Genomic DNA, 25,547 nt, shown 5'->3' with positions numbered 1-25,547 from the left:
TGGTCGGGCAGGGCGACCCGAAGGTGGTGCGCGCCGCCATGGATGGCATGGACACGCTAGTTGAGGTGTGAGCCGCGCGGCACTGCCGCAAGGCCTGCCGAATGCCCGGCCATGGATGGACGGGCAGGGCGATCCGGAGCCGGCCACGTGCCGCCACGGACGGCCGAACCGACGCTGCCGAAGCCAATGCCTTGCGAAGGCGACTCAGCCCGCAACGTGCATCCCACCGCCCCCACCCCCAAAATACCCGCATGAAAAAGCCCGCGAAAACCCTCACGCACATCGACCCGAAGGGCCGTCCCGCAATGGTCGACGTCTCCGCGAAGGAAACGACGAAGCGCGAGGCGCATGCCCAATGCCGCGTCCGCTTTCCCGTCGACGTCGCGCGCCAGTTGCGTGCGACCGGCCTGAAGAGCGCCAAGGGCGGTATCGTCGAAACGGCGATCGTCGCCGGCACCATGGCGGTGAAGCGCACGCACGAACTGATTCCGTTCTGCCATCCGCTGCCCATCGACGGGTGTCGCATCGCCATCGAATGGGATGGCGAGTCGTCACTACGCATCGATTGTGCAGTGAAGACCACGCATCGCACCGGTGTCGAAATGGAAGCGCTGACCGGCGCGACCGTCGCCGCGCTCACCGTCTACGACATGTGCAAGGCGCTGTCGCACCGCATCGTGCTGGGCCCGGCGAAACTGCTCGGCAAGCGCGGCGGCAAGCACGATTTCGGAGCGATGTGATGACGCAGGTGACGGTGTTGTATTTCGCGAGCCTGCGCGATGCGGCGGGCATCGACTCTGAACGCGTCGAGTTCGACGGCGACCTGCGCGCGCTGTACGTTGCATTGCGCGAGCGCCACGGTTTTGCACTTCCGGTGGAGCGTCTGCGCGTCGCGGTGGATGGCGCGTTCGCCCGCTGGAGCGATGTGGCTCAGGATGGCAGCGAGGTCGCCTTCATTCCGCCGGTCAGTGGGGGGTGAGCGGCCCGAGCCGCTGCGTCCAGCTCGAAAAACCCCCTGCACACCCCGAGTGCCACGATCTCCCCATGACCCGTTTCTCGCTCGCGCAAACCCCCATCGATACCGCGACGCTGCGCGTCGAACTGCTCGACGACCGCGTCGGCGGCTACGCCAGCTTCGAAGGTTGGGTGCGCAACCATAATGAAGGCCGTGACGTGCTGGGCCTGCGCTACGAAGCCTATGCCGCGCTCGCCGAAGCCGAAGGCGAGAAGGTGCTCCACGAGGCCTGCGCGAAGTTCGACATCCTCGACGCGCGCTGCGTGCACCGCGTCGGCGACCTGGTGATCGGCGAGATGGCCGTCTGGGTGGGTGTGAGCGCCGCGCATCGCGATGCCGCCTTCGCCGCCTGCCGCTACATCATCGACGAGGTGAAGGCGCGCGTGCCGATCTGGAAACACGAGCGTTACGCCGAAGGCGACGCCGGCTGGCTGCATCCCGATACGAAGCCCTGAAACACCCTTCCCACGGAGAAACGTCGTGATTCGCGATTTCGTGATTCCGCTTTCCGTCGCCGCGATGCTGGCCGCCGCGTCCGCATCCGCCGGCGACCTGCTGGTCGGCAACAAGTCCGCCGACACGGTGTGGCGGCTTTCGACGAAGGACGGCACGCGGGTGGGCGAATTCGCGACCGGGCAGGGCCCGCACGAAATCGTCGTGAGTCGCGACAACCGCTTCGCCCTTGTCAGCAATTACGGCGCGGCGACGCCGGGCCGCAGCATCACCGTGCTCGACTTCAACAAGCCCGGCAGCACGCGCACGATCGACCTGGGCGAGAACGGCAAGCCGCACGGCATGCGCCTGCTGCCCGATGGCAAGCGCGCGGTGGTCACGACCGAAGCCTCGCGCAAGCTACTGCTGGTGGATGTGGCGAACGGCCGCGTCGAGCATGCGATCGACCTCGGCGACGGCCGCGGCCACATGGTGGCAGTGTCGGGCGATGGAAAGACCGCTTTCGTCACCAAGATCGATGCCGGCACCGTCAGTTGCGTCGATCTGGTCACGCGTACGAAGACGCATGAAGTGCCTGCCGGTGCGGGCGCGGAAGGCGTTGGCGTGCATCCGGGCACCGGTGAAGTGTGGGTCAGCAATCGCGAAGCCGGCACCGTGACGGTGCACGACCCGAAGACGCTGGCGATCCGCCACACCATCGCGAGCGAGGGCTTTCCCATCCGCGTCGTCTTCACTGCCGACAATCGACATGCGCTGGTGACCAACGCCGGTGCCGCGACGCTGTCGGTCATCGACACCGACAAGTACGCCGTCACGCATACCGTGGCGCTCTCGCGTCCGGACGTCGAATACCGCGAAACCATGCTCGGCCGCGCGGCGTTGCCGATCGGCGTGATTGCAGATCCGAAGCAGCCGCGCGTGTACGCCGCCGTCAGCGGGGGCGACGAGATCGCGGTGATCGACACCGCGCAGTGGAAGGTCGTCGATCACTGGAAGACCGGCCGCGAGCCGGACGCGCTGGGGATCGTGGAGTAGGGCGAGCGCGTTTCGTGCTTGCGCCGTTTTAAGATCAACATGGATTCCAGCTTTTGCTGGAACGACGGTGAGCTTCGTTTACCCCGTTGGGAGTGCCCGTGCGGTGCGGGCCTGGATCCCGGCTTTCGCCGGGATGACGGGCTCTTTAGGGGCATCGACTAGCCGATGCGCAACGTCAGCGGTGACGTCCGGACCCAAGAGCCCCCTTGGTAAGGGGGCGCCCCGGCAGGGGCGGGGATCGGGAGCACATAGCCGGGGCCCAAGATTCGCCCAGCGAATCTTGGGATTTCGAATGCGCAGCATGAGAAATGGCGATGACCCCGCCGGCTGACCTCGGCACCCGCATCAGTCGATACCGTTGCTGCCTTCCGGCCCTGGCGGGGTTTTCGACCTAGCGTCGCGAGGGGCCGACGGGGCCACCATAGAGACTTGCATCAAAAGCCCCGCCGTCAGCGGGGCTTTATCGAATCTGGCGGAGAGAGGGGGATTCGAACCCCCGAAGCGCGGTTTAGACGCTTACACACTTTCCAGGCGTGCTCCTTCAACCACTCGGACACCTCTCCGTTTTTCCGGGAGAGGCCTGAACGCGGCGCTGGGCCAGGTCAGGGGTGCACTCCAGGGCCGTGAATTCTAGCTGCCAGGCCCGGCATGGACAAGCGACGCCTTCACGGTCGCAGTCGATGCGATGCGGCGTGGCAGAATGAGGGCATGTCCTATCTTGTCCTCGCCCGTAAGTGGCGTCCGAAGCGCTTCGCCGAGCTGGTCGGGCAGGAGCACGTGGTCCGCGCCCTCAGCAACGCGCTCGACACGGGCCGCGTCCACCACGCCTTCCTGTTCACCGGAACGCGCGGCGTCGGCAAGACCACCATCGCCCGCATCTTCGCCAAGTCGCTCAACTGCGAGCGCGGCACCTCGGCCGAACCCTGCGGCGAATGCGCGGCCTGCCGCGACATCGATGCTGGCCGGTTCATCGACCTGCTCGAGATCGACGCGGCCAGCAACACCGGCGTGGACGACGTGCGCGAGGTCATCGACAACGCCCAGTACATGCCCAGCCGCGGCCGGGTGAAGGTCTACCTGATCGACGAAGTCCACATGCTGTCCAAGTCGGCGTTCAACGCGCTGCTGAAGACGCTGGAGGAGCCGCCGGGTCACGTGAAGTTCCTGCTGGCCACGACCGACCCGCAGAAGCTGCCGGTGACCGTGCTGTCGCGCTGCCTGCAGTTCAACCTGAAGCGGCTGGACGAGCAGCAGATCAACGGCCAGATGACGCGGATCCTCGAAGCCGAGGGCATTGCCGCCGAGCCCGGCGCGATCCGCCAGCTCGCCAAAGCCGCCGACGGCAGCCTGCGCGACGGCCTGTCGCTGCTCGACCAGGCCATCGCCTACACCGGTGCCAGCGCGGGCGCCGACGGCGGTGTGCTCGCCGACGCCGGCGTGGCCGCCATGCTGGGTACGGTCGATCGCACCCGCGTCGGCGCGCTGCTCACCGCGTTGGCTGATGGCGATGGCGAGCGGCTGCTGGCCGAAGTGGCGACGCTGGCCGAATTCTCGCCCGAGTGGGGCGGCGTGCTCGACGCCTTCAGCGACGCGCTGCATCGCGTGCAGGTGCGCCAGCTGGTGCCCGGGGCGGAAGTCGAGGCCGACGGCGTCGACGTCGACGCCCTGGCGGGGAAGCTGCGGCCGGAAGTCGTGCAGCTGTGGTACCAGATGGCGCTCAACGGCCGCCGTGACCTGGCGCTCGCGCCGAGCCCGCGCGCCGGTTTCGAGATGAGCCTGCTGCGCATGCTCGCGTTCCGTCCGGCCGAAGGCGAGGGCGCGCGCGCCGCGTCGTCATCGCCCGGCGCGAGCCGCGAGCCGGTGCGCAGCACCGCGTCGGCGGCTCCGCAGGGGCCGGCGTCCACGCCGCGCACGCCGCCGCCGAATCCGTTCGCCGATGCGACGCCGTCCGCGCGACCTGCACCGCCGGCTGCGCGGGAAGCACCGCCGGCGCGTGAGGCCGCGCCGGTCCGCGACGCGTCGCGCCCACCGCAAGCGTCGATCGAAGACTCTCCGCCGTGGGAGGTCCCGCGCGAAACGGCGGTCGCCCGCGACATTCCGCGCGAACCGGTTCGCGCGCCGCAGCCTGTCGCTCCGCCCGCGCCGGCAGCGCCGGCTACGGCCCAGAGCGCGCCGCCCGCGCCGCGTCCCGGCTTCGTCCACGACGCCGGCATCGCGGACGCCGATGCCTGGCATTCGCTGGTCGCGAATTCGAACCTGCGCGGCCCCGCGCGCGTGCTGGCCGAACACGCTGGCTTCGTCGGGTACGCCGATGGCGTGCTGAGCCTGTCGCTGTCGGCGGACGACGATCTGCTGCGCAGCAATGCGATGACGGTGAACCTGGTCGCCGAGGCGCTCGCGCCGGCGCTGGGCGTCACGCCGCAGATCCGTTTCGTCGAGGCGTCGCGACCGGCCGAATCGCTGCGCGAACGCAACGAGCGCGCGCGCGACGAACGGCAGGCCAATGCCGAAGCCAATTTCATGAGCGATCCCGACGTGCAGCGCCTGATTTCGCAACACGGCGCGAAGGTCGTGCCGGATTCGATCCGTCCGTACGACGAGAACTGAGTCGAAACACACCCGCCGCGCTCATGCGAGTCGCGGCACAACGCCCCCACTTGAACACGAGAACGAACATGCGTGGAAACATCGCCCAACTGATGCAGCAGGCGCAGAAGATGCAGGAAAACGTCCAGCGCGCCCAGGAGGAACTCGGCAAGCTGGAAGTCACCGGCAACGCCGGCGGCGGCATGGTCAGCGTGACCATCACCGGCCGCATGGAGTGCCGCAAGGTGCGCATCGATCCGAGCGTGCTGTCCGACCAGGAAATGGTCGAGGACCTCATCGCCGCCGCGTTCAACGACGCCGTGAACAAGGTCAATGCCGAGTCGCAGGCGAAGATGTCGGCCGCCACCGCCGGCATGCCGATTCCGCCGGGCATGAAGATGCCGTTCTGATGATGCTGGCTGCCGTCCGGCCGCCGGCCCGCGCTGGCGCGAACGGCCGCATGCGCAACGCATGACTTCCTCTCTGCTCGAACAACTGATCGACGCGCTGCGCGTGCTGCCTGGCGTCGGTCAGAAATCCGCGCAACGCATGGCCTACCACCTGCTCGAACGCGAGCGGGCGGGCGGCCAGCGGCTGTCGGTCGCGCTCGCCGAAGCGGTCGAAAAGATCGGCCATTGCGCGCGTTGCCGCGATTTCAGCGAAACGCCGGTGTGCGCGACCTGCGCCAGCGCTTCCCGCGACGCGCACCAGCTGTGCGCGGTGGAATCGCCGGCGGATCGGCTGGCGATCGAACAGGCCACGGGCTTTCGCGGCCTGTATTTCGTGCTGCAGGGGCGGTTGTCGCCGCTGGATGGCATCGGCCCGCGCGAATTGGGGCTCGACACGCTCGCCGCGCGCCTGGCCGAGGGCGAGGTCCAGGAGCTGATCATCGCGACCAATCCCACCGTGGAAGGCGAAGCGACGGCGCATTACCTCGCGCAGCTGGCACGCCAGCACGGCGTACGCCCGAGCCGCCTCGCACACGGCGTCCCGCTGGGCGGCGAACTGGAATACGTGGACCGCGGCACGCTGTCGCACGCCTTCGGCAGTCGCACCGAGGTCGCGGATTAGCGGCACCTTCGCAACGATTGCGGCATCATCGAAGCCCTCATCCGCAACTCTCGCCCCGCAAGGAGCGCGCCCATGTCCGAGACCATCTTCCACAAGATCATCCGCCGCGAAATCCCGGCCGACGTCGTCTTCGAAGACGATCACCTGATCGCGTTCCGCGACATCGCGCCGCAGGCGCCGGTGCACGTGCTGTTCGTGCCGAAGACCGACATCGCCACGCTCAACGATCTGAAGGAAGACCAGGCCTCGATCGTCGGCCGACTCGCGCATGCCGCGGCGGAATACGCGAAACGGGAAGGCTTCGCCGAGGACGGCTACCGCATCGTCATGAACTGCAACGGCAACGGCGGGCAAACGGTGTTCCAGATCCACCTGCATCTGCTGGCTGGCGCGCAGCTCGGGCGGTTCGGCACGCCGCGGTGAAGTTGCCGTCGACCACGCGATGCGCCGCATGAAAAAGCCCGCCTTCCGGCGGGCTTTTTCATCAAGCGAACGCGCTGGCGATCACCACCAGCCCCACCACGGCCACGGCGCCGGGTACTGCACGACATCGACGGTTTCGCGCACCGGCCACAGGTAGACCACGTCGGCCTCCACGCGCGGGAAGCGGTAGTCGTACCCACCGATGCGGCGATTCTCGTAACCCGCAACGCGTCCGACGAAGGTCACTTCGCGGTTCTTCTCGAACACCGCCGGATCGTAGAAACCGGTGCGGCAGGCGAGGAAACGGCCGCCGGTGTCGTCGCTGCCCCAGTACGGGCGCGCCGATTCGTTGAGGTTGGTGGAGATCATCTCGAAGCAGGTGCGGTTCTGCTGCGGCTCGACGCTGACGATGCGCCCGCCCCAGCGCACCGAGGCGCCGGTGGAGTCGGACGCAGCCGCCTCGCGCGGGGTGATCGGGTTATAGGCGCCCTGCAGCGGCTGCGGCGCCGAGACGCACGCGCTCAGCAGCGCGGCGCCCAATGCGAGTAGGACGAGACGGACGTTCATCGGCGTTCTCCTGGAGAAGTCGCGGGCGGGCGATGCGCGCGCAGCGCCTTGGCCAAGGCGCGAGCCGAACGTCCCCCCGTTTGGGCATCAGCGTACCGCCAATCGTTGAAACGTTGGCTGAGCACGTTCAGTTCCACGGCCAAGTCCGGACGCGCGGCGGCGACGCGCGACACCCAGGTCGATGCCGCCTCGCTGGGCGACCGCTCGAGCCCGAAGCGGCGATAGCGGCGTCCAAGGCGATGCCATGCGCGCAGCACCGGATCGCGTTCGCGTTCGCTGCGCCGGCTGAACCACACCATCCAGAGCAGGCCGAGCGTCATCGCGCCCACCAGCAACGCGGTGAGTGTGCGCCAGTCCACGCGATCGACGCCGAGCGGGCTGAGCAGTCGTTCCTGGCGTTGTGCGTCGAACGACACCACCAGGTCGTTCCAGCCGCGGCGCATCCAGTCGGTGACGTCGTAGAGCGACCGCACGCCCTGCAGCCCGGATTCGGCGGCAGCGCGCGAATCGAGCGTGTCGTAGATGCGCTCCGGCGCCACCGCGGCGGTCGGGTCGACGCGCACCCAGCCGCGGCCGCGCAGCCAGACTTCCGCCCAGGCGTGCGCATCGGAACGCCGCACGAGCCAGTAGTCGCCGAGCGGATTTCGATACCCGCCGGTGTAGCCGGTGACCACGCGCGCCGGAATTCCGGCCGCACGCATCAGTACGACGAAGGACGAACTGAAGTGCTCGCAGAAGCCCGCCTTCTGGTCGAACAGGAATTCGTCGACCGTATGGCGGCCGAGCAACGGCGTTTCCAGCGTGTACGCGAATTCGCGTTGGATCCACGTCAGCGCGCGGTCGACGATGGCCGCATCGTTGCCGGTCCCGGCTTCGGCGCGCCACTGACGGGCGAGGGCAAGCGTGCGTGGGTTGAACCCCTCCGGCAGGCTCAGCGCATGCCGACGCACGGCGGCGGCCAGATCGGCTTCATACCGTTCCGGCGGCGCGGACTGCAGGCGCCAGCGGCTGATCCCGACCATCGGCCGGAACGCCTGCAGCACGTGGTCGGGATCCAGGTGCGTGCCATCGGGCTGCCCCAGCGGCAGATCGAGCGCCACGAGCTGACGCCCATCGGTGGGTTCGACCTCCATTTCGTAATCCCAGCGCACGTCACCGGATTCGACCTGGGGCCGTGCCTCGCCCGGACGCCAACGCGGCTGCGTCCACGTGCGCCCGTCGAAATCCCACAACACCGGCCCACGCCAGTACATCTGCGACGTCGGCGGCGTCGCGCCGAAGAAACGCACGCGCAACGCAGGCGTGTCGTCGGTCATCAGGTCGATCCAGTCGCCTGGACTCATGCGGTCCGATAGCCCGGTGCGCGCCATGGCGCGCTCGGGAATGCCCCAGATCGGCGAGGCCATGCGCGGGAACAGCCAGAACGCCGCCAGCGCGATCGGAAGTCCCACCGCAAGCAGGCGTGCGATGCCCTTCAGCCGCTGCGAAGGGCCCATGGGCCGCACGTCGCCGGATTCGAGCTCCGCCATGCGTTGCAGTGTCGCCAGCACCAGCAGCACCGCGCCCAGCGCGAGCGCGAGCGACACGGGTCCCTGATCGAGCAGGAACGTCGCGAAGGGCGCGAACAACGCGAAGCCCATCAGGCTGCGCCCATCCCGGAGGTTGAAGGTTTCGGCCGGCTTCACCGCGAGCATCGCCGCCAGCAGCGCGCAGCCGGTGTCGCGCCCCACCGAGAAGCGGCTGAGCCCAAGGACGAGCGCGATCAGGGCCAGCGCGACCAGCACGCGCAACAGGCTGGGCATCGGCCTACGCCACGAAAGGGCGACGACGGCAATGGCACTGGCCGCGATGCCGCCAGCCAGTTGCGCGGGCAATTGCAGCAACAGCGGCAGCAGGCAGGCGCCGGTGCTCCAGAGCGCCCAGCGGCGGGTGCGGTCGTCCAGCGGCAGCGGCGCTTGTTTAGACATGTGGCATCAACGCCAGGGCGCGCAGGCAGGCATGGCGGTGCACTGGTCCGCGGTCGGGCCCGACGGCCGGCTGGCCGGGCAGTTGCAGCCGGTAACGGCGGCCTTCGCGTTCGGCTTCATCGATCCAGCGCGCCAGGCGAGAAATCCTTCCCTCGTACGCAAGTCCCGAGGTCGCGTGCCAGTCGAGCACGATCTCAGAGCCCAGCGGCTGTTCGAATTCGCGCACGATCAGCGCATCGCGACGGGCGGAGGTTTTCCACGCGATCGTCCGCGGGGCGTCGCCCGTGCGATAGCTGCGCAGGTGGTGCACGTCGTCGCCCGCCGGATGCAGCCGCGCCTGAGCGCTTTCGCCGCGGCCGCCCGGAAGCGGCGGGCCATGCGGCTCCGGCGTGGGGTAGACCAGCAGCGGCGTCTCGGGCCACACGTAGGCCCATGCGCGCGCCAGGCCCAGCGGGCGCGTCGTGGAAAGCCGGAGCTTCGGCACGTCGAACCAGCCGCGTTGTTCGGTCGGCAGCAGCAGTTGCGCGTCACCCGCGCCCTTGTCGAGGTTGAGGACGGAGGGCTCCGCGTCGAACGTGCCATCGTCGTCCACGCGCAGTCCGCGACGCAGCCGGCCAGGTTCGGCACGCGCATGCAGGCGCAGTTCGAGCGGCGTTCCGGCCGCGACGGGTTCGGCGTCGGCGGCAATCAGCTGGAGGTCCGACAGCTGCATCTGCGCCGCGAGCAGGCTAGCGAGTCCCGCACCGGCGAGCAGCAGGCCGAGCAGCAACGCCGGATTGTTGTTGTAGTTCAACGCACCCACCAGCATCGTGACCAACGCGACGGCGTAGAACAGACCGAAGCGCGTGGGCAGCACGTAGATGCGGCGCCGGTCCAGGCGCGCGGGCAGTGGTTCGGGATCGCGCGGCCGGGTGAACACCATCGCGATCGCGTGGGCGCGCAGGTACAGGCGCCGTGCAGCGGCGACGGGCATGGATCAGTCCACCGGCACCGCGTGCAGGATGGCCTTCGCCAGTGCCGCATCCTTGCCCGCGTCGACCTCGGCGACGAGGCGGTGCGCGGCGACTGCCGGGAAGAGGGCCTGTACGTCCTCCGGCAACACGTGCGCACGACCGAGCAGCAAGGCATAGGCACGTGCCGCGCGAAGCAACGCGAGTCCCGCGCGCGGCGAAAGCCCCACGCGCACGCCCGGATGCCGTCGGCTGCGCGCGAGCAAGGCCTGCACGTAGGCGATGAGCGCTTCGCTGGCATGCACATCCTGCACGGCCTGACGTGCGGCGATCACGTCCTGCACGCCGAGTTGCGGCGTCGCGCGGGCTATGAGATCGCGGCGGTCCGTGCCGGCGAGCAGATCGCGCTCGGCCGCTTCGCCCGGATAGCCCAGGCTCAGCCGCAACAGGAAGCGGTCGAGCTGCGAATCGGGCAGCGGATACGTGCCGGACAGGTCCACCGGATTCTGCGTGGCGATCACGAAGAAGGGCTCGGGCAGGGGATGCGTCGTGCCGTCGACGGTGACCTGGTATTCCGCCATCGCTTCGAGCAGCGCGCTCTGCGTCCGCGGCGGCGCGCGATTGATCTCGTCGGCCAGCAGCACCTGCGTGAACACCGGACCGGAGTGGAACTGGAAGTGCCGCGCCTGCGGATCGAACACGGACACGCCAACCACGTCGGCCGGCAGCAGGTCGGAGGTGAACTGCACGCGCTGGAAGTCCAGGCCGAGCGTCGCGGCAAGCGCGTGCGCCAGCGTCGTCTTGCCCAGGCCCGGCAGGTCCTCGATCAACACATGCCCGCCGGCCAGCAATGCGACGAACGCCAGGCGCACTTCCTGCGGCTTGCCGAGCACCAGCGCGTTGACCTGTGTCTGCGCGCGGTCGAGGGATGCGCGAAGGCCATCGGTTAGCATGGCCGCCGTCGAAAGGGATACCGCCATCGTGCGTGTCTCCTGGATTGTTCCGGTGGTGCGCCGCGCGAGTCGGCCAGTCGCCGACGAACTCCCCTTCGCGAGGCGGCCGGCGCGTCGGATCATGCCGGACCCTTCATTTCACCCGAGTGTAGCGAGGTCACGAACGGATGCGGGATGCAGTGCAGGCGCGGCGTGCGTTTTGGGTGCTGTGGGTCTCGGTACTGGCGGTGAAGCTGCTCATCGCCGCGCGCCTGCCTCTGTTCGTCGACGAAGCGTTCTACTGGCAGGAAGGGCGGCATCCGGCGGCGGCGTACTCCGATCTCCCGGGTCTGACGGCGTGGCTGACGCGGCTGGGCACGGCTCTGGGCGAGGGCACGTTCGCCCTGCGTTTGCCGTTCCTGCTCATTGGCGCGGCGGTGCCGCTGCTGATGGTGCACGTGGCGTCGCGTGAGTTCGGTGCGAAGACGGGATGGCAAGCCGGCGTGCTGACCCTGTTGTTGCCGCTGGCGGGCGCGCTCGGGTTGATGGCGCTGCCCGATGCGGCAATGGCGCTCGCCACGCTGCTGTGCCTGGATGCGGGCGCGCGCCTGTTGCGGCAGGTCGATGCACCGGCGGCGCTGGAACTGGCCTTCGGACTGGCGCTGGGCGCGCTGTGCCATTACCGCTTCATCGCCGTGATCGTGGTCGGCTTCGTCGCACTGCTGATGCTGCCCGAAGGTCGCCGCGTGCTCCGCGATGTGCGCGTGGTGATCGCCATTGCCTTCGGTGCGTCGGCGTGGGCGCCGCTGGTGGCCTGGAACCTGGACAACGCCGATGCAGGGCTGCGCTTCCAGCTGGTGGATCGCCACCCTTGGTCCTTCCATGCCGACGGCATCCTCTTCATCGGCATCCAGGCCCTGCTGGTGACGCCGCTGTTGTTCGCGGCGATGGCGGTCGCGGCACGGCGCAGCCTGTGGTGTGCCTCGACGGTGTCGCGGTATTTCGCGCTGCTGGGCACGGGCGTGGTCGCGGGCTTCTTCGCACTGGGCTTCTTCGCCGATACCGAGCGCGTCAGTTTCCATTGGCCGTTGCCGGGCTATCTCGCGCTGCTTCCGCTGGTACCGGCGGTGCTCGTCACGTGGCCGCGAGTGTGGCGACTGGCGACGTGGTGGCTGGCGGGCCTCGGGCTGGTCGCGAACCTCGGCTATTACGTCGCCGTCTCGAATGCGAACTGGCGCGAAGCCAGCGCGGCGGAGAAGTGGTATCCCGCCAACTTCGCCGGATGGAACACGCTCGCCGACACGGTGCGCGCGAAACTCGGCACGATGCCCGAAGGCACGCGCGTGGTCGCCGACAACTTCAAGATCGGGGCCGAGCTCGGCTTCGCGCTGGGCGATGCGCGCATCCCGGTGCTCGATCACCCGATCAACCTCAAGCACGGACGCGCACCACAGCTGCGCTTGTGGGGATTGCAGACGGCCGGACGCAGCGAGTGGGGCGCCGCGCCCGTGCTGCTCGTCGTCGGCGCCACGGAAGTGAAATACCGCGACCTGCTCGATCGCTATCACGCACTGTGCGGCATGGTCGGCCCGTTGCCGCCCCCGGAGGTGCTCAACATCGACCACGGGCGGCAGCGCTTCCTGCTGTTTGCCTTGACGGGCGAACCGGTCCCCGGCCCGTGCACGACGCCGTCGATGGCGTGGGTGGATTCGCCCGTTGCCGACGCGCGCGTGGGCCGTCGTTTCGACGTGCGGGGCTGGGCGTTCAAGGACGGCGTCGGGTTGTCGAACGTGGAGGTCACGCTGGACGGCAAGGTCGTCCGGCAGGCGCGTTATGGGCGCGAGTTCCCCGGATTGCAGCAGGTGTGGCCGGTGTCGAACGACCCGCAGCATCCGCGTGTCGGATTCGATGCAAGCATCCAGCTGGGCGAGGACAGCGGCTTCGCGCCGGGCACCCATTGGCTCGGCCTGCGGCTCACCGGCCGCGACGGCAGTGTGGAAACCTGGGCCGAGCAGCCGGTCGAACTGACGCGCTAGGAGTCAGGGCAGGCGGAAGCCCGCCTCGCGCAGCAGTCGTGCGGTAGCGATCAGCGGCAGGCCGATAAGCGCGGTCGGGTCGCGATTCTCGATCGCCTCGAACAGCGTGATACCGAGGCCTTCGGACTTGAAGCTGCCAGCGCAGTCGTAGGGCTGCTCGACGTGCAGGTAGCGTTCGATCTCGTCGGCGGCGAGCTCCCGGAACTTCACGACGGTGCAATCGATCGACTCGAGCGGCTGCTCGCCTTGGCGCACCAGGCACAGGCCGGTGTGGAACCGCACGGGCTGGCCCGACATCGACGCGAGTTGCGCCGTCGCGGCTTCGTGCCCGCCGGGCTTGCCGAGCGCACGGCCCTCGCATTCGGCGACCTGATCGGAGCCGATCACCCACGCACCGGGGTGCCGCGCCGCGACGTCCGAGGCCTTCGCCTGGGACAGACGACGGGCCAGCGCTTCGGGTGTCTCGCCCGAGAACGGCGTCTCGTCGGTGCCGGGGCGCTCGGTATCGAACGGCACCCCCAGGCGGGCGAGCAGTTCGCGCCGGTAAATGGAGGTGGAGGCCAGGATCAGCCGGGGCGTGGCGTTCATGCGCCCGGTGCGCGGGCCTGGGCGATGCGCGACAATTGCTGGTCGATCCGGCCGCGCGCTGCGTCGATGGAGGTGCGGACCTCGTCGAGCTGGGCCAGGCTGGCGTCCGGACCGTGGTCCCGGAGCCACAGCCGCTGGCGGAGCATCTCGCGCATGGCCTCGCCGACCGGGTCGTCGCCGTCGCCGCCGGTGACCGCCTCGATCTCGGCCCGCGCCACACGCAGCTGGGCTTCCAGCGCATCGGCCGCATCCAGGACGTCGCGCATGGCGCGGTCGCGCCGGCTGGGTCGGGAGCGGGAATAGACCAGTGCCGCGATCACCAGGGCGGATACCAGCAGGAGCAGGGCGATGGTCACGATCGTCGACGGAAGAACGGAAGGCCTTCAGTGTGAAGGGCCGCCCCGCGCCCCGCAAATGCGACGGGCGGAAAACGTGAACTGGCCCGCTCCGGCACGACGTGTTCAGGTTTGACAGCGGGTACGGCGATCTCTAACATTCCGCAGCTTATGTCAGCGGACCTGCCCGAGATTCTTGATGCTTGGCGCATGGTGGCGGCGCGGCGCGGCGTGGAAGGCCGTGTGCCGTTGTCGGCGCTGACGCGGCTGCGGGACAGCCTGGTCGACACCCAGGGTGAAGTGCGGTTCGCGCTCGATTTCGATCGCGACTCGCTCAAGGTGCCTTATGTCGAACTGCGTATCGATGCCGAGCTGCCGCTGACCTGTCAGCGCAGCCTGCAGCGGTTCCTGTTGCCGGTGAACATCGTGCAGCGGCTCGGCCTCATTCGCGACGAAGCGGACGAAGCCGCGTTGCCGCCCGGATACGAGCCGCTGCTGGTGCCTGAAAACGGCCAGCTGCGGACCGTCGAACTGGTCGAGGACGAACTCATCCTCGCCGTTCCGGTCGTGCCGATCATGCCCGGCACGGAAGCGGTGGAAGGCGACTGGCCCGCTCCCGAAGAGGGGCCGGAGCCGGAGCGCGTGAACCCATTCGCTGCGTTGTCGGCGTTGAAGAAACATTCGAACTAGTTTTTTTGGAGCAAGACCATGGCTGTCCAGAAGTCCCGCGTTTCCCCGTCCAAGCGTGGCATGCGTCGTTCGCACGATGCGCTGTCCGCCAAGCAGCTGGCCACCGACCCGACCACGGGCGAGACCCACCTGCGTCACCACGTCACCGCCGACGGTTACTACCGCGGCAAGAAGGTGATCGACACCAAGTCCAAGGTTGCCGACGAAGAGTAATCTCTTCGCCCACCGCCGCCCGCGCCCGTCGTCTGACGCGCGCGGACGCCGCCGGGCCGACTGTCCGCCGCCGCAAGGCCCCGCGAGGCAGCGAGGCCGTGGCTGCGATCCTGATGCATTAGGGTAGCGGCGGTACGCTTCCGTCGGCTTCGCCGGCGGTCCCCGGCAAGTGCCCGACAGGGCCATCACGGCTGTGCAGCGGAGTGGCGATGACGCAACAGATTTATTCCCGCATCGCGGGAACCGGCAGCTACCTTCCCGAGAAGGTGCTGACCAACGACGATCTCGCGAAGATCGTCGATACCAGCGATGAATGGATCGCGGCCCGCACCGGCATCCGCGAGCGCCACATTGCCGCCGAAGGCGAGACCACGAGCGACCTGGCCTATCACGCCTCCGTGCGCGCCCTCGAAGCGGCCGGTGTCGATGCCACCGATCTCGACCTCATCGTCGTCGGCACGACCACGCCCGATCTCATCTTTCCGTCGACCGCCTGCCTGCTGCAGCACCGTCTCGGTGCCAACGGCTGCCCCGCGTTCGACGTCAACGCCGCCTGCACCGGCTTCGTTTATGCGCTGACGGTCGCCGACAAGTTCATTCGTTCCGGCGCCGCGAAGACCGTGCTCGTGGTCGGTGCAGAAACGCTGACGCGCATGCTCGACTGGAGCGACCGCTCCACCTGCGTGCTGTTCGGCGATGGCGCCGGCGCGGTCGTGCTCAAGGCCGACACCGAAACCGGCATCCTCAGCACCCACATGCACGCCGATGGCGGCAAGAAGGAACTGCTGTGGAATCCGGTCGGCGTGTCGGTCGGCTTCAAGCCCGAAGAACACAACGCCGGCGTGCGCGTGCTGATGACCGGCAACGAGGTCTTCAAGCATGCGGTGAAGGCGCTCGATTCTGTCGTGGAAGAAACGCTGGAAGCCAACGGACTGGATCGCCATGACATCGACTGGCTGATCCCGCACCAGGCCAACCTGCGCATCATCGAAGCCACGGCCAAGCGCCTGGACATGCCGATGGATCGCGTGGTCGTCACCGTCGACAAGCACGGCAACACGTCGTCGGGTTCGGTGCCGCTGGCATTGGACGAAGCCGTGCGTTCGGGCAAGGTGCAGCGCGGCCAGCTCGTGCTGCTCGAAGCCTTCGGCGGCGGCTTCACCTGGGGCTCGGCGCTGCTGCGCTACTGAGTTTCCTCGTCGCGAACAACATGACGCCTCCGCTCGGTGCGGAGGCGTTCTTGTTTGTGCCTTCGAGACGGCGAGCCTGAGCCGGTCCTCGGAATTTGCCTACAGCCTGTCGCGCACTGTTGCGATGCCATCGGTTCCGCATGCACGTCATGCTTGCCCGATCTCGAACGACACGGACAAGCGGCCATGAACAGGCGGACGAATGCACGCGCCGACGCGAACGGCGACACGAGTTGCGCCGCCGAACGTGCCCGGCCAGCGAGGTTGCTGCGCGAGCCGTTTACGAAGCGCGCGCCTTCACAGTTCCGCAACGCATCCGGTCTTCAATACGATCCGGTACAGACGCACTAGAGCAAAGGCTCGTATCATGCGCACTCTTTTCGCAGGGACCCCCGCCGAGTGACCGATTCCACCGCCCACGACGCTTCGCTGGCCTTCGTGTTTCCCGGCCAGGGTTCCCAGTCCGTCGGCATGCTCGCGGAGCTCGCCGAACTGCACCCGATCGTGCGCGAGACCTTCGCCGAAGCCAGCGATGGCGCCGGCGTCGACCTGTGGGCGCTGAGCCAGGGCGGTCCGGAAGAAATGCTCAACCGCACCGAGTACACCCAGCCGGCGCTGCTCGCCGCGGGCGTGGCGGTGTGGCGCGCGTGGCATGGGCAGGGAGGTCGTTCGCCGGCGCTGCTTGCCGGCCACAGCCTGGGTGAATACACCGCCTTGGTCGCCGCTGGCGCGCTGTCGCTGAAGGGCGGCGCGCATCTGGTTCGCCTGCGCGGGCAACTGATGCAGGACGCCTCACCGGCGGGTGTCGGCGCGATGGCTGCGGTCCTGGGTGCCGAAGACGCGCTCGTGCAGGAAGTCTGCGAAGCCGTATCCGGCACCGAGGTGGTGGTTCCGGCCAACTTCAATTCGCCCGGCCAGCTCGTCATCGGCGGTCATGCCGCGGCGGTCGACAAGGCGCTGGCGATGCTTGGCGAACGTGGCGTGCGCAAGGCGGTGAAGCTCGCCGTCAGCGTGCCTTCGCACACGCCGCTGATGCGCGAGGCTGCCAACCGCCTTGCCGAAGCGATGGCCGGCCTGTCCTGGCGCATGCCCGACCGGCCCGTCGTGCAGAACGTCGATGCACGCGTGCACGAAAACGTGGACGCCATTCGCGACGCCTTGGTGCGCCAGCTCTACCTGCCGGTGCAGTGGACCGGTTGCGTGCAGGCGCTGGCAGGCAAGGGCGCCACGCGCATGGCCGAATGCGGCCCCGGCAAGGTCCTGGCCGGTCTGGTCAAGCGCATCGACAGGGGCATCGACGCACGCGCGATCGGCGCAGTGGGCGAGTTCGAATCCGCGCTCGCCGAGTGGAAATGATCATCGGCATGCAGGCGCGCGGATCCGCCTGATCCCGCGTCGGACGCGCATCCCGACGGATGTGCTTTCACTGCGCTCTCAATGGAGACCTCAATGACCCAGCTTCTCAAAGGTGAAATCGCCCTGGTCACCGGTGCCAGCCGCGGCATCGGCGCGGCGATCGCCGACGAACTGGCCGCGCAGGGCGCGACGGTGATCGGCACGGCCACGTCCGAAAGCGGCGCGAACGCCATCGGCGAACGCCTCGCCGCGCACGGTGGCCACGGCCGCGTGCTCGACGTCAGCGACGCTTCGTCGATCGAAGCGCTGATCGACGGCATCGCCAAGGACATCGGCCCCATCTCGATCCTCGTCAACAACGCCGGCATCACGCGCGACAACCTGTTGATGCGCATGAAGGACGAGGACTGGCAGGCGATCCTCGACACCAATCTCACCAGCGTCTACCGCACCAGCAAGGCGGTGATGCGCTCGATGATGAAGGCGCGCAAGGGCCGCATCATCAACATCGCCTCGGTGATAGGCGTCACCGGCAATGCCGGACAGGCCAATTACGCCGCGGCCAAGGCCGGCATCATCGCCTTCAGCAAGTCGCTGGCGAAGGAGATCGGCAGCCGCAACATCACGGTCAACGTCGTGGCGCCGGGCTTCATCGACACCGACATGACCAAGGCGCTGCCGGAAGAAGCCAAGAACGCGATGCTCGGCCAGATCGCCCTCGGGCGTTTCGGCGAGCCGGCGGACATCGCCCGCGCGGTGGCCTTCCTGGCCGGCCCCTCGGCGGCCTACATCACCGGCGAGACCCTGCACGTCAACGGCGGCATGTACATGCCGTGAGCGGCCTCGGCCGGTCAATGTTTCACCTGTAACCGCTTGAACCCAAAGGGCTTTCGCGTATGCTCGCGATCGTCCTCGATTCAATTAGACTATTCCGTCGAATATCCCGTCCCGGGAGGAGTGAGAACCCATGAGCAGCATCGAAGAACGCGTCAAGAAGATCGTGGTCGAACAGCTTGGCGTTAAGGAAGAAGAAGTCACCAACAACGCTTCGTTCGTCGACGACCTCGGCGCGGACTCGCTCGACACCGTCGAGCTGGTGATGGCGCTCGAAGAAGAGTTCGAGTGCGAGATCCCGGACGAAGAGGCCGAGAAGATCACCTCGGTGCAGCAGGCGATCGACTACGTGAAGGCTCACGTCAAGAGCTAAGCGTCCATCGCTTGGCGGATGCCGGCCCATTGGCCCGGCGTCCGCGAAAACCAACGCCGAGCTTCGGCGCCTGGTACGTCAGGAAAATCAGACCGGGGCCGCACATAGCGGCCCCGTGTCTTATCAGCCGGTCTATACGCCGGCGTAGTGTCAGACGGAGTGTTTCATGTCCAACAACCGACGCGTAGTCGTGACCGGCCTGGGCGCTGTGTCGCCGCTGGGCAACGACGTCGCCAGCACCTGGGACGGCATCGTCAACGGTCGCTCCGGCATCGGCCCGATCACCCATTTCGACGCCACCAACTTCACCACCCGCATCGCGGGCGAAGTGCGCGACTTCGACATCACCCAGTGGGTGAATCCGAAAGACGCCAAGAAGATGGAGGAGTTCATTCATTACGGCGTCGCCGCCTCGCTGATGGCGATGAAGGACGCCGACCTCACGGTCGACGACTCCAACGCCGAGCGCATCGGCGCGCTTATCGGCTCCGGCATCGGTGGCCTGCTGGGCATCGAGGAACAGACGGTCAAGTTCCACGAAGGCGGCCCGCGCAAGGTCTCGCCGTTCTACGTGCCCAGCACGATCATCAACATGCTGCCCGGCCAGGTGTCGCTGCTGACCGGCATCAAGGGTCCGAACTTCTCGGCCGTCTCGGCCTGCGCCACCGCCAACCATTCCATCGGCATGGCGATGCGCATGATCCAGTACGGCGATGCCGACGTGATGATCGCCGGCGGCGCCGAGCGCGGCTCCTCGCCGACGTCGGTCGCGGGCTTCTGCTCGATGAAGGCGATGTCCACCCGCAACGACGACCCGACGCACGCGTCGCGCCCGTGGGACAAGGACCGCGACGGTTTCGTGCTCGGCGACGGCGCCGGCATCCTGGTGCTGGAAGAATACGAACGCGCCAAGGCGCGCGGCGCGCGCATCTATTGCGAACTCGCCGGCTTCGGCGCCAGTTCCGACGCCTTCCACATGACCGCCCCCAGCGAGAACGGCGAAGGCCCGGCGCGCTGCATGGCCGCGGCGATGAAGGACGCGGGCGTCAACGCCGACCAGATCGAGTACCTCAACGCGCACGGCACCTCGACGCCGCTGGGCGACCTCGCCGAAACGCTCGCGATCAAGCGCGCGCTGGGCGACCACGCCTACAAGACGATGGTCAGCTCCACCAAGTCGATGACCGGCCACCTGCTCGGCGCGGCCGGCGGCGTGGAGGCCATCTTCTCAGTGTTGGCGCTGCACCACGGCATCATCCCGCCGACGATCAACCTCTTCGAAGCAGGCGAGGGCTGCGATTTGGACTACGTGCCGAACGTGGCACGCGAGAAGAAGATCGACGTCGCGATGTCGAACGGCTTCGGCTTTGGCGGCACGAACGGCACGCTGGTGTTCCGGCGCGTCTGATCGCCCTTCAAGTGCGACCCGGAAATCCCCGCTTCGGCGGGGATTTCTTTTTTGCACAGCCGCTCAGTTCAGTCCCGGATTCACCCGATCGCGTGTGCCGGCGCCGTGCGTGACGGCGATGAAAAGCGTTCATCGGCCAGCGACGAACGTTCGAGGCCTGGATCCCGGCCTTCGCCGGGATGACGAGCGGATTGTCGCGACGGCGGGTGTACGGGCCGCCAGACCGCGCCAATAGACGACAATGTCGCCATGCTCCTGACCCATTCACTTCCCACCTCCTTCGACCTGCTCGCGCTCCAGCGCCTTGCGCCGGCCCGCTACCCGCTGCTGCTGGAATCCAGCGCGCACGGCACCGCGCAGGGCCGTTGGGACCTGCTGCTCGTTGCCGATGGCGGCCAGCTTCGCCTCGACGTCGACGCAACGGTTCGCGACGAAAATGGCACCGGGATCGGCACCGATTTCTTTGCCGCGCTCGACGCCCAATGGCAGGCCGAGCGCGTCCCGCGCGACGAACCGCGCTGGCCGTTCCGTGGCGGCTGGGCACTGCTCTTTGGTTACGAGGCCGCGGCGCAGGTCGAGCCGATCCTGTCGCTGCCGCGCGCGGAAGGTCGCCTTCCAGTCGCGCTCGCATTGCGTTGCCCGGCCGCCGTGCTGCGCGATCACACCAGCGGCGAGTGCGTGCTGGTCGTCGAAACGGCACACGAGACGCTGCGCGACGACGTCCTCGACGACATCGCCCAACTCGCCGCGCAACCGCCGCTGCCGGCGTGGCACGCGCCTGTCGCGCTGGACGAAGACGAACCCGATCGCTTCACCGATGGCGTACGCCGCGTGCTCGATTACCTCGCCGCCGGCGATGTCTTCCAGGCCAATCTGTCGCGCGGCTGGCGCGCGCGTTTCGGTCGCGACGTGCAGGCCGCCGAGCTATTCCAGCGCCTGCGCGAGAACAACCCCGCACCGTTCGCCGGTGTGTTCGCGGGCGACGACTGGGCCGTCGTCAGCGCGTCGCCGGAGCGGCTGGTGTCGGTGCGCGGCGATGTCGTCGAGACGCGTCCCATCGCCGGCACGCGTCCGCGATTCGATGGCGACGACGACGCGGCGCGCATCCAGGAACTGGTCGGCCATCCGAAGGAGCGCGCCGAGCACGTGATGCTGATCGACCTGGAACGCAACGACCTCGGACGCGTCTGCACGCCGGGCAGCGTCGAAGTCGATGAACTCATGACGGTCGAAAGCTACGCGCACGTGCACCACATCGTGAGCAACGTGCGCGGCCGCCTGCGCAGCGACGCGACACCGGGGCAGGTGATCCGTGCGGTGTTTCCGGGCGGCACCATCACCGGCTGCCCGAAGGTGCGCTGCATGCAGATCATCGCCGAGCTCGAAGGCGTCGGCCGCGGCGCCTACACCGGTGCGATGGGCTGGCTCAACCGCGATGGCGACATGGATCTGAACATCCTGATCCGCAGCGCCGAGCTCGAATCGACGCCCGACGGCGCGACGCTGCGCTTCCGCACCGGTGCCGGCATCGTGGCCGATTCCGACCCGCGCAAGGAACTCGACGAAACCCGCGCCAAGGCGCGCGGCATGCTGCGCGCGCTGGGAGTGGCCGGATGAGCGTGCGGCACTTCGTCGGCGAACAGGCCGTGGCGAACACGCCCGACCACGATCGCGGCCTCGCGTACGGCGATGGGTTGTTCGAAACGATGCGCGCCCACGAGGGCAACGTGCACTGGTGGCCGGCGCATTGGCGGCGGCTGGAACGCGGTGCTCACGCGATCGGAATCGCGTTGCCGGACCAGGCACGCGTTCGCCACGAAGCGCAGGCTCTGCTCGATGGCGCCGGGGGCGTGCTCAAGCTGATCGTCACGCGCGGAGTTGGCGGCCGCGGTTATGCGCCGTTCGATGCCAACTCGCCGCATTGGATCGTGTCGCGCCACGACGCGCCGCCCGCGGCGCCGGCCGACGGCCTGACGCTGCGCTGGTGCGACACGCGCCTCGCAGTGCAGCCAGCGCTGGCGGGGATCAAGCACTGCAACCGGCTCGAACAGGTGCTGGCGCGCGCCGAATGGCGCGATGCCGACGTCGACGAAGGCCTGATGCGCAGCACCGAAGGCGACGTCGTCAGCGCCACCGCCGCCAATCTCTTCGTCCTGCTTGGCGGCCGCTGGACGACCCCCGCCGTGGACCGCTGCGGCATCGCCGGCGTGTGCCGCGAATGGGCGATCGACGCCCTCCAGGCGCGGGAGGCGCGCCTGGCTGTGACCGAAGTCGAAGCGGCCGAGGCCGTTTTCCTGTGCAATGCCGCGCGCGGTATCCTGCCCGTGGCGCGGCTCGGCGCTCGCGTCTGGCGACCGCACCCGCAGGTGGCGCAACTTCGCCGCCGCCTGGCCGCCGAGCATCCCGCATTCGCCACGGAGGTTGCGTGAGTCGCAAATCTGGACGCCGCCTGGGCGGCTTCTTGTTCGTGTTGCTGTTGATCGCCGCCGGCGTCGGCGCGTACCTGTGGCAGCGCTACACCAGTTTCGCCGATGCGCCGCTGGCGGGTCTGGAAGCAGGCGAAAGCCTGGTCGTCGAACGCGGCGATTCGCTCCCGGCCATCGTCCGCAAGCTCCGCGAGGCCGGCGTCCACCAGGGCGATCTGGTCGAATGGCGCGCGCTGGCGCGCCAGCTCGGCGCCGCCGGCAAGCTGCAGGTCGGCGAATACGCGCTGGAACCCGGCACCTCGCCCCGCGATCTGCTCACCGCGATGCGCGACGGCAAGGTCGTGCGTCGCCGCTTCACCATCGTGGAAGGCTGGAACATCCGCGAACTGCGCGCGGCGCTGTCGCGGGCGGGGGAACTCAAGCACGAAACCACCAGCCTCGACGACGCCGCCTTGATGAAGGCGCTGGGCCATGCCGGCCAGCATCCGGAAGGCCGCTTCCTGCCGGAGACCTATCTGTTCACGCGCGGCGACAGCGACCTGGACGTGCTCAAGCGCGCGCACGAGGCGATGGAGAAGGCGCTCGCCGCCGCGTGGGAGCGCCGCGTGCCCGACAGCGTGCTGAAGACGCCCGACGAAATGCTGGTGCTCGCGTCCATCGTCGAAAAGGAAACCGGCATCGCAGAGGAACGCCCGCGCATCGCCGGGCTGTTCGAACGCCGCCTGCAGATCGGCATGCGCCTTCAGACCGACCCGACCGTGATCTACGGGCTCGGCACGAACTACGACGGCAACCTGCGCAAGGTCCACCTCACCACCGACACGCCGTACAACACCTACACGCGCACCGGCCTGCCGCCGACGCCGATCGCGATGCCCGGCGCCGACGCGCTGCAGGCGGTCGCGCGTCCGCAGCGTGGCGAGGAGCTGTATTTCGTCGCGGTGGGCGATGGCAGCGGGCGTCATCTGTTCGCGCGCACGCTCGCCGAACACGAGGCGAACGTGCAGCGCTACCTGCAGAAATACCGCCAGGCGCGCGCGGCCGAACGCACCGCCGAGCCGGCGGCCGGCGCGAAGACGCAGGAACGCCAATGACGCTTCGTTCGTACCCGCGCTTCATCACGCTGGAAGGCAGCGAGGGGGCCGGCAAGTCGACCGTGCTCGCCGCGCTGCGCGAGGTGCTGGCGGGCGATGCACGCGACACCGTCGTGACGCGCGAGCCGGGCGGCACGCCGCTGGCCGAACAGATCCGCGGCCTGCTGCTCGACACGCACCACGAACCGCCGACGACCGAAGCCGAGTTGCTGCTGGTCTTCGCCGCACGCGCGCAGCATGTGCGCGAGACCATCCTGCCGGCGCTGGAGCGCGGCGCGTGGGTGATCAGCGACCGCTTCACCGACGCCAGTTACGCCTACCAGGGCGCGGCTCGCGGCGGCGATCTCGACTTCATCGGCGAACTCGAACGCCGCGTCGTCCGCATCGCGCCCGGCATGACGCTGTTGCTCGACGTGCCCGTGGCGATCGGCCTGCAACGTGCGCGCGGACGCGGCGCGACCGATCGCATCGAGGCCGAACGCGAGGATTTCTTCGAACGCGTGCGCGAGGGGTACCTCGCACGCGCGAAGGCGGACACCGCGCGCTTCCGCGTGATCGACGCGACACAACCGGCCGACGTCGTCGCCGCGCAGGCCGTCGCGCACCTGCGCGACTGGATCGGAGCGAACGCATGAGCGCCAACGTCGCCAACTTCGCGCCGTGGCAGCAGCGCGTGTACGACCAGGCCGTCGCGGCGCTCGACGCCGGCCGGCTCGCGCATGGGCTGCTGTTCTGCGGTCCGGCGAAGCTCGGCAAGCGCGCGGTGGCCGAACGACTTGCGCGCCGCGTGCTGTGCCAGCAGCCGGTCGCCGGAGGCGAGCCCTGCGGCAAGTGCCGGAGCTGCCACCTGATCGATTCGGGCACGCATCCCGACTACCACGTCGTCTCCTTCGTTCCGAACAAGGAAGGGACGCGGCTGCGCACGGAAATCGTGATCGAGCAGATCCGCGAACTGTCCGAAAAACTGTCGCTCACGCCGCAATACGGCGGTGCGCAGGTGGCGATCCTCGATCCGGCCGAGGCGATCAACAACGCCGCCGGCAATGCGCTGCTCAAGACGCTGGAGGAGCCCGTGCCGGGGCGCTACCTGTGGCTGGTGAGCGCGCATCCGGCGCGGTTGTCGGCGACGATCCGCAGCCGCTGCCAGCGTTACGAATTCAAGCTTCCGCCGCACGACGAGGCGCTGGCCTGGCTCCGGGGCAACGGCCATGCGGACGCCGTGGCGCGTGAGGCGCTGGACGCCGCGCGCGGCCATCCCGGCCTGGCGCAGGAATGGATCGAGAACGACGGCCTGAAGCTGCGTCGCGACGTCGCCGCCGATCTGGCGAAGCTCGGCCGCGGCGATGCGGGCGCGGTCGAGATCGCGCAGCGCTGGGTCGGAGATGAACAGGCGGCGCTTCGTTTGCGGCATGCCGCGGACCTCGCGCTGGCCGAGGCCGCCGGCTTGACCGACCCGATGCGAACGCGCAGTCTGGCCGCGTGGTTCGATCAGGCGAACCGGACCCGGGACCTGCTGCGCACCACGGTGCGGGCAGACCTTGCGGTCACCGAATTGTTGCTGGCCTGGCGTGGCGCGAACGGCGCCCAGGCGTCTGGGGGAAGTAGAAGATGAGCGGTATGAACGCAGCGGGCGGCGCGCGCCAGGGCATCCTGTCGTGCGCGATCAAGGACAAGGCGCAGCTCTACAGCGCGTACATGCCGTTCCTCAAGAGCGGCGGCATCTTCGTGCCCACGCCCAAGCGCTATTTCCTCGGCGACGAGGTCTTCCTGCTGCTCACGTTGCCAGAGTCCAACGAGCGCCTGCCGGTCGCCGGCAAGGTCGTGTGGGTGACGCCGGTGGGCGCGCAGGGCAATCGCCCGGCCGGCATCGGCGTGCAGTTCGCCGACAGCGCCGAAGGCGAGACCGTGAAGGGCAAGATCGAAGCGCTGCTCGCCGGCACGCTCGCGGCGGAGCGCCCGACGCACACGATGTAAGGAGGGACGACGGACGCGGGCTCGTCGTCAC

Annotated in this window: 28 protein-coding genes, 1 tRNA gene and 1 other RNA gene; 22 read left to right on the top strand and 8 right to left on the bottom strand. The window is 68.5% G+C overall.

Going from position 1 to position 25,547, the window contains the following annotated elements:
- The first annotated feature begins 251 nt into the window (after window positions 1–251).
- The 4 genes from moaC (at window position 252) to ABIE51_RS14035 (ending at window position 2,503) form a co-directional block, all read left to right on the top strand.
- Window positions 252–740, top strand: a complete 489-nt coding sequence (gene moaC / locus ABIE51_RS14050) for a cyclic pyranopterin monophosphate synthase MoaC (protein ID WP_192631189.1) — start codon at window positions 252–254, stop codon at window positions 738–740.
- Window positions 737–979 carry a MoaD/ThiS family protein gene (locus ABIE51_RS14045; protein ID WP_192631188.1) on the top strand — a complete coding sequence of 81 codons (243 nt, stop codon included), beginning with the start codon at window positions 737–739 and terminating at the stop codon, window positions 977–979. Before moaC ends, ABIE51_RS14045 begins: the two co-directional genes overlap by 4 nt.
- Window positions 980–1,044: 65 nt before the next feature.
- Window positions 1,045–1,470 (top strand): molybdenum cofactor biosynthesis protein MoaE, encoded by a 426-nt coding sequence (locus tag ABIE51_RS14040; protein WP_192631187.1) that lies wholly within the window; start codon window positions 1,045–1,047, stop codon window positions 1,468–1,470.
- A gap of 25 nt (window positions 1,471–1,495) precedes the next feature.
- Window positions 1,496–2,503, top strand: coding sequence for a YncE family protein (locus ABIE51_RS14035; protein WP_354504332.1), 1,008 nt, complete (start codon window positions 1,496–1,498; stop codon window positions 2,501–2,503).
- 317 nt (window positions 2,504–2,820) lie between these two features.
- Here the strand turns inward: ABIE51_RS14035 and ffs are convergent.
- Together ffs and ABIE51_RS14025 are read right to left on the bottom strand one after the other, a co-directional pair.
- Window positions 2,821–2,917: signal recognition particle sRNA small type (ffs, locus tag ABIE51_RS14030), an RNA gene on the bottom strand.
- 56 nt (window positions 2,918–2,973) lie between these two features.
- A tRNA-Ser gene (locus tag ABIE51_RS14025) sits at window positions 2,974–3,066 on the bottom strand.
- A gap of 145 nt (window positions 3,067–3,211) precedes the next feature.
- Between ABIE51_RS14025 and dnaX the strand changes: the two genes are divergently transcribed.
- The 4 genes from dnaX to ABIE51_RS14005 all read left to right on the top strand — a co-directional run bounded on the left by dnaX (window position 3,212) and on the right by ABIE51_RS14005 (window position 6,583).
- Window positions 3,212–5,110 (top strand): DNA polymerase III subunit gamma/tau, encoded by a 1,899-nt coding sequence (gene dnaX / locus ABIE51_RS14020; RefSeq protein WP_192631186.1) that lies wholly within the window; start codon window positions 3,212–3,214, stop codon window positions 5,108–5,110.
- A 68-nt stretch (window positions 5,111–5,178) separates the two neighbouring features.
- Window positions 5,179–5,499, top strand: coding sequence for a YbaB/EbfC family nucleoid-associated protein (locus tag ABIE51_RS14015; protein ID WP_115842950.1), 321 nt, complete (start codon window positions 5,179–5,181; stop codon window positions 5,497–5,499).
- 61 nt (window positions 5,500–5,560) lie between these two features.
- The gene (gene recR, locus ABIE51_RS14010; protein WP_192631185.1) at window positions 5,561–6,160 is read left to right on the top strand and encodes a recombination mediator RecR; all 600 of its coding nucleotides are present in this window, start codon (window positions 5,561–5,563) and stop codon (window positions 6,158–6,160) included.
- A gap of 72 nt (window positions 6,161–6,232) precedes the next feature.
- Complete coding sequence (locus ABIE51_RS14005) at window positions 6,233–6,583, top strand: histidine triad nucleotide-binding protein (protein ID WP_115842952.1); 351 nt, start codon at window positions 6,233–6,235, stop codon at window positions 6,581–6,583.
- 81 nt (window positions 6,584–6,664) lie between these two features.
- Here ABIE51_RS14005 and ABIE51_RS14000 read toward each other — a convergent pair whose 3' ends face one another.
- From ABIE51_RS14000 to ABIE51_RS13985, 4 genes are read right to left on the bottom strand one after another with little or no spacing between them, the layout of a single operon-like run.
- A complete protein-coding gene (locus ABIE51_RS14000; protein ID WP_115842953.1) occupies window positions 6,665–7,150 on the bottom strand; it encodes a Slp family lipoprotein in 486 nt (161 codons plus the stop codon).
- Window positions 7,147–9,117, bottom strand: a complete 1,971-nt coding sequence (locus tag ABIE51_RS13995) for a transglutaminase TgpA family protein (RefSeq protein ID WP_192631184.1) — start codon at window positions 9,115–9,117, stop codon at window positions 7,147–7,149. Before ABIE51_RS13995 ends, ABIE51_RS14000 begins: the two co-directional genes overlap by 4 nt.
- Window positions 9,110–10,060, bottom strand: coding sequence for a DUF58 domain-containing protein (locus ABIE51_RS13990; RefSeq protein ID WP_502913334.1), 951 nt, complete (start codon window positions 10,058–10,060; stop codon window positions 9,110–9,112). Before ABIE51_RS13990 ends, ABIE51_RS13995 begins: the two co-directional genes overlap by 8 nt.
- A gap of 33 nt (window positions 10,061–10,093) precedes the next feature.
- On the bottom strand, window positions 10,094–11,047 hold the full coding sequence (locus tag ABIE51_RS13985; protein ID WP_354504326.1) for an AAA family ATPase: 954 nt from the start codon (window positions 11,045–11,047) through the stop codon (window positions 10,094–10,096).
- Between the two features lie 140 nt (window positions 11,048–11,187).
- Between ABIE51_RS13985 and ABIE51_RS13980 the strand changes: the two genes are divergently transcribed.
- Window positions 11,188–13,035, top strand: a complete 1,848-nt coding sequence (locus ABIE51_RS13980; protein ID WP_192631183.1) for an ArnT family glycosyltransferase — start codon at window positions 11,188–11,190, stop codon at window positions 13,033–13,035.
- A 3-nt stretch (window positions 13,036–13,038) separates the two neighbouring features.
- Here ABIE51_RS13980 and ABIE51_RS13975 read toward each other — a convergent pair whose 3' ends face one another.
- Window positions 13,039–13,623 carry a Maf family protein gene (locus tag ABIE51_RS13975; RefSeq protein WP_192631182.1) on the bottom strand — a complete coding sequence of 195 codons (585 nt, stop codon included), beginning with the start codon at window positions 13,621–13,623 and terminating at the stop codon, window positions 13,039–13,041.
- Window positions 13,620–13,979 carry a hypothetical protein gene (locus ABIE51_RS13970; RefSeq protein ID WP_115842957.1) on the bottom strand — a complete coding sequence of 120 codons (360 nt, stop codon included), beginning with the start codon at window positions 13,977–13,979 and terminating at the stop codon, window positions 13,620–13,622. The genes ABIE51_RS13975 and ABIE51_RS13970 overlap by 4 nt, the downstream gene beginning before the upstream one ends.
- A gap of 150 nt (window positions 13,980–14,129) precedes the next feature.
- Between ABIE51_RS13970 and ABIE51_RS13965 the strand changes: the two genes are divergently transcribed.
- From ABIE51_RS13965 to ABIE51_RS13905, 13 genes are all read left to right on the top strand, one after another.
- Window positions 14,130–14,648, top strand: coding sequence for a YceD family protein (locus ABIE51_RS13965; protein WP_157031722.1), 519 nt, complete (start codon window positions 14,130–14,132; stop codon window positions 14,646–14,648).
- Window positions 14,649–14,666: 18 nt separating this feature from the next.
- Window positions 14,667–14,861: a 50S ribosomal protein L32 gene (rpmF, locus tag ABIE51_RS13960; protein WP_115842959.1), complete on the top strand. Its 195-nt coding sequence runs from the start codon at window positions 14,667–14,669 to the stop codon at window positions 14,859–14,861.
- Window positions 14,862–15,070: 209 nt separating this feature from the next.
- The gene (locus tag ABIE51_RS13955; RefSeq protein WP_192631181.1) at window positions 15,071–16,051 is read left to right on the top strand and encodes a beta-ketoacyl-ACP synthase 3; all 981 of its coding nucleotides are present in this window, start codon (window positions 15,071–15,073) and stop codon (window positions 16,049–16,051) included.
- A gap of 399 nt (window positions 16,052–16,450) precedes the next feature.
- Window positions 16,451–17,407 (top strand): ACP S-malonyltransferase, encoded by a 957-nt coding sequence (gene fabD / locus ABIE51_RS13950; RefSeq protein WP_192631180.1) that lies wholly within the window; start codon window positions 16,451–16,453, stop codon window positions 17,405–17,407.
- 93 nt (window positions 17,408–17,500) lie between these two features.
- Window positions 17,501–18,244, top strand: a complete 744-nt coding sequence (fabG, locus tag ABIE51_RS13945; protein ID WP_192631179.1) for a 3-oxoacyl-ACP reductase FabG — start codon at window positions 17,501–17,503, stop codon at window positions 18,242–18,244.
- Window positions 18,245–18,374: 130 nt separating this feature from the next.
- Entirely contained in the window at window positions 18,375–18,614 is a 240-nt protein-coding gene (gene acpP, locus ABIE51_RS13940; protein WP_031373652.1) for an acyl carrier protein, read from the top strand.
- A gap of 166 nt (window positions 18,615–18,780) precedes the next feature.
- Window positions 18,781–20,022 (top strand): beta-ketoacyl-ACP synthase II, encoded by a 1,242-nt coding sequence (gene fabF, locus ABIE51_RS13935; protein WP_192631178.1) that lies wholly within the window; start codon window positions 18,781–18,783, stop codon window positions 20,020–20,022.
- A 249-nt stretch (window positions 20,023–20,271) separates the two neighbouring features.
- On the top strand, window positions 20,272–21,639 hold the full coding sequence (locus tag ABIE51_RS13930) for an aminodeoxychorismate synthase component I (protein WP_192631177.1): 1,368 nt from the start codon (window positions 20,272–20,274) through the stop codon (window positions 21,637–21,639).
- Window positions 21,636–22,451, top strand: a complete 816-nt coding sequence (gene pabC / locus ABIE51_RS13925; protein ID WP_192631176.1) for an aminodeoxychorismate lyase — start codon at window positions 21,636–21,638, stop codon at window positions 22,449–22,451. Before ABIE51_RS13930 ends, pabC begins: the two co-directional genes overlap by 4 nt.
- The gene (gene mltG, locus ABIE51_RS13920; RefSeq protein WP_354504318.1) at window positions 22,448–23,542 is read left to right on the top strand and encodes an endolytic transglycosylase MltG; all 1,095 of its coding nucleotides are present in this window, start codon (window positions 22,448–22,450) and stop codon (window positions 23,540–23,542) included. The genes pabC and mltG overlap by 4 nt, the downstream gene beginning before the upstream one ends.
- Window positions 23,539–24,177, top strand: a complete 639-nt coding sequence (gene tmk / locus ABIE51_RS13915; protein WP_192631175.1) for a dTMP kinase — start codon at window positions 23,539–23,541, stop codon at window positions 24,175–24,177. Before mltG ends, tmk begins: the two co-directional genes overlap by 4 nt.
- Window positions 24,174–25,154 carry a DNA polymerase III subunit delta' gene (locus ABIE51_RS13910; protein WP_192631174.1) on the top strand — a complete coding sequence of 327 codons (981 nt, stop codon included), beginning with the start codon at window positions 24,174–24,176 and terminating at the stop codon, window positions 25,152–25,154. The genes tmk and ABIE51_RS13910 overlap by 4 nt, the downstream gene beginning before the upstream one ends.
- A complete protein-coding gene (locus tag ABIE51_RS13905) occupies window positions 25,151–25,516 on the top strand; it encodes a PilZ domain-containing protein (protein ID WP_115842968.1) in 366 nt (121 codons plus the stop codon). The genes ABIE51_RS13910 and ABIE51_RS13905 overlap by 4 nt, the downstream gene beginning before the upstream one ends.
- Window positions 25,517–25,547 lie beyond the last annotated feature (31 nt).

The organism is Lysobacter sp. OAE881 (assembly GCF_040546665.1).
Classification (GTDB): Bacteria; Pseudomonadota; Gammaproteobacteria; order Xanthomonadales; family Xanthomonadaceae; genus Lysobacter_J; species Lysobacter_J soli.
The sequence above is the reverse complement of the archived record's forward strand: the minus strand, read 5'-3'. Positions and strand labels throughout refer to the sequence as shown.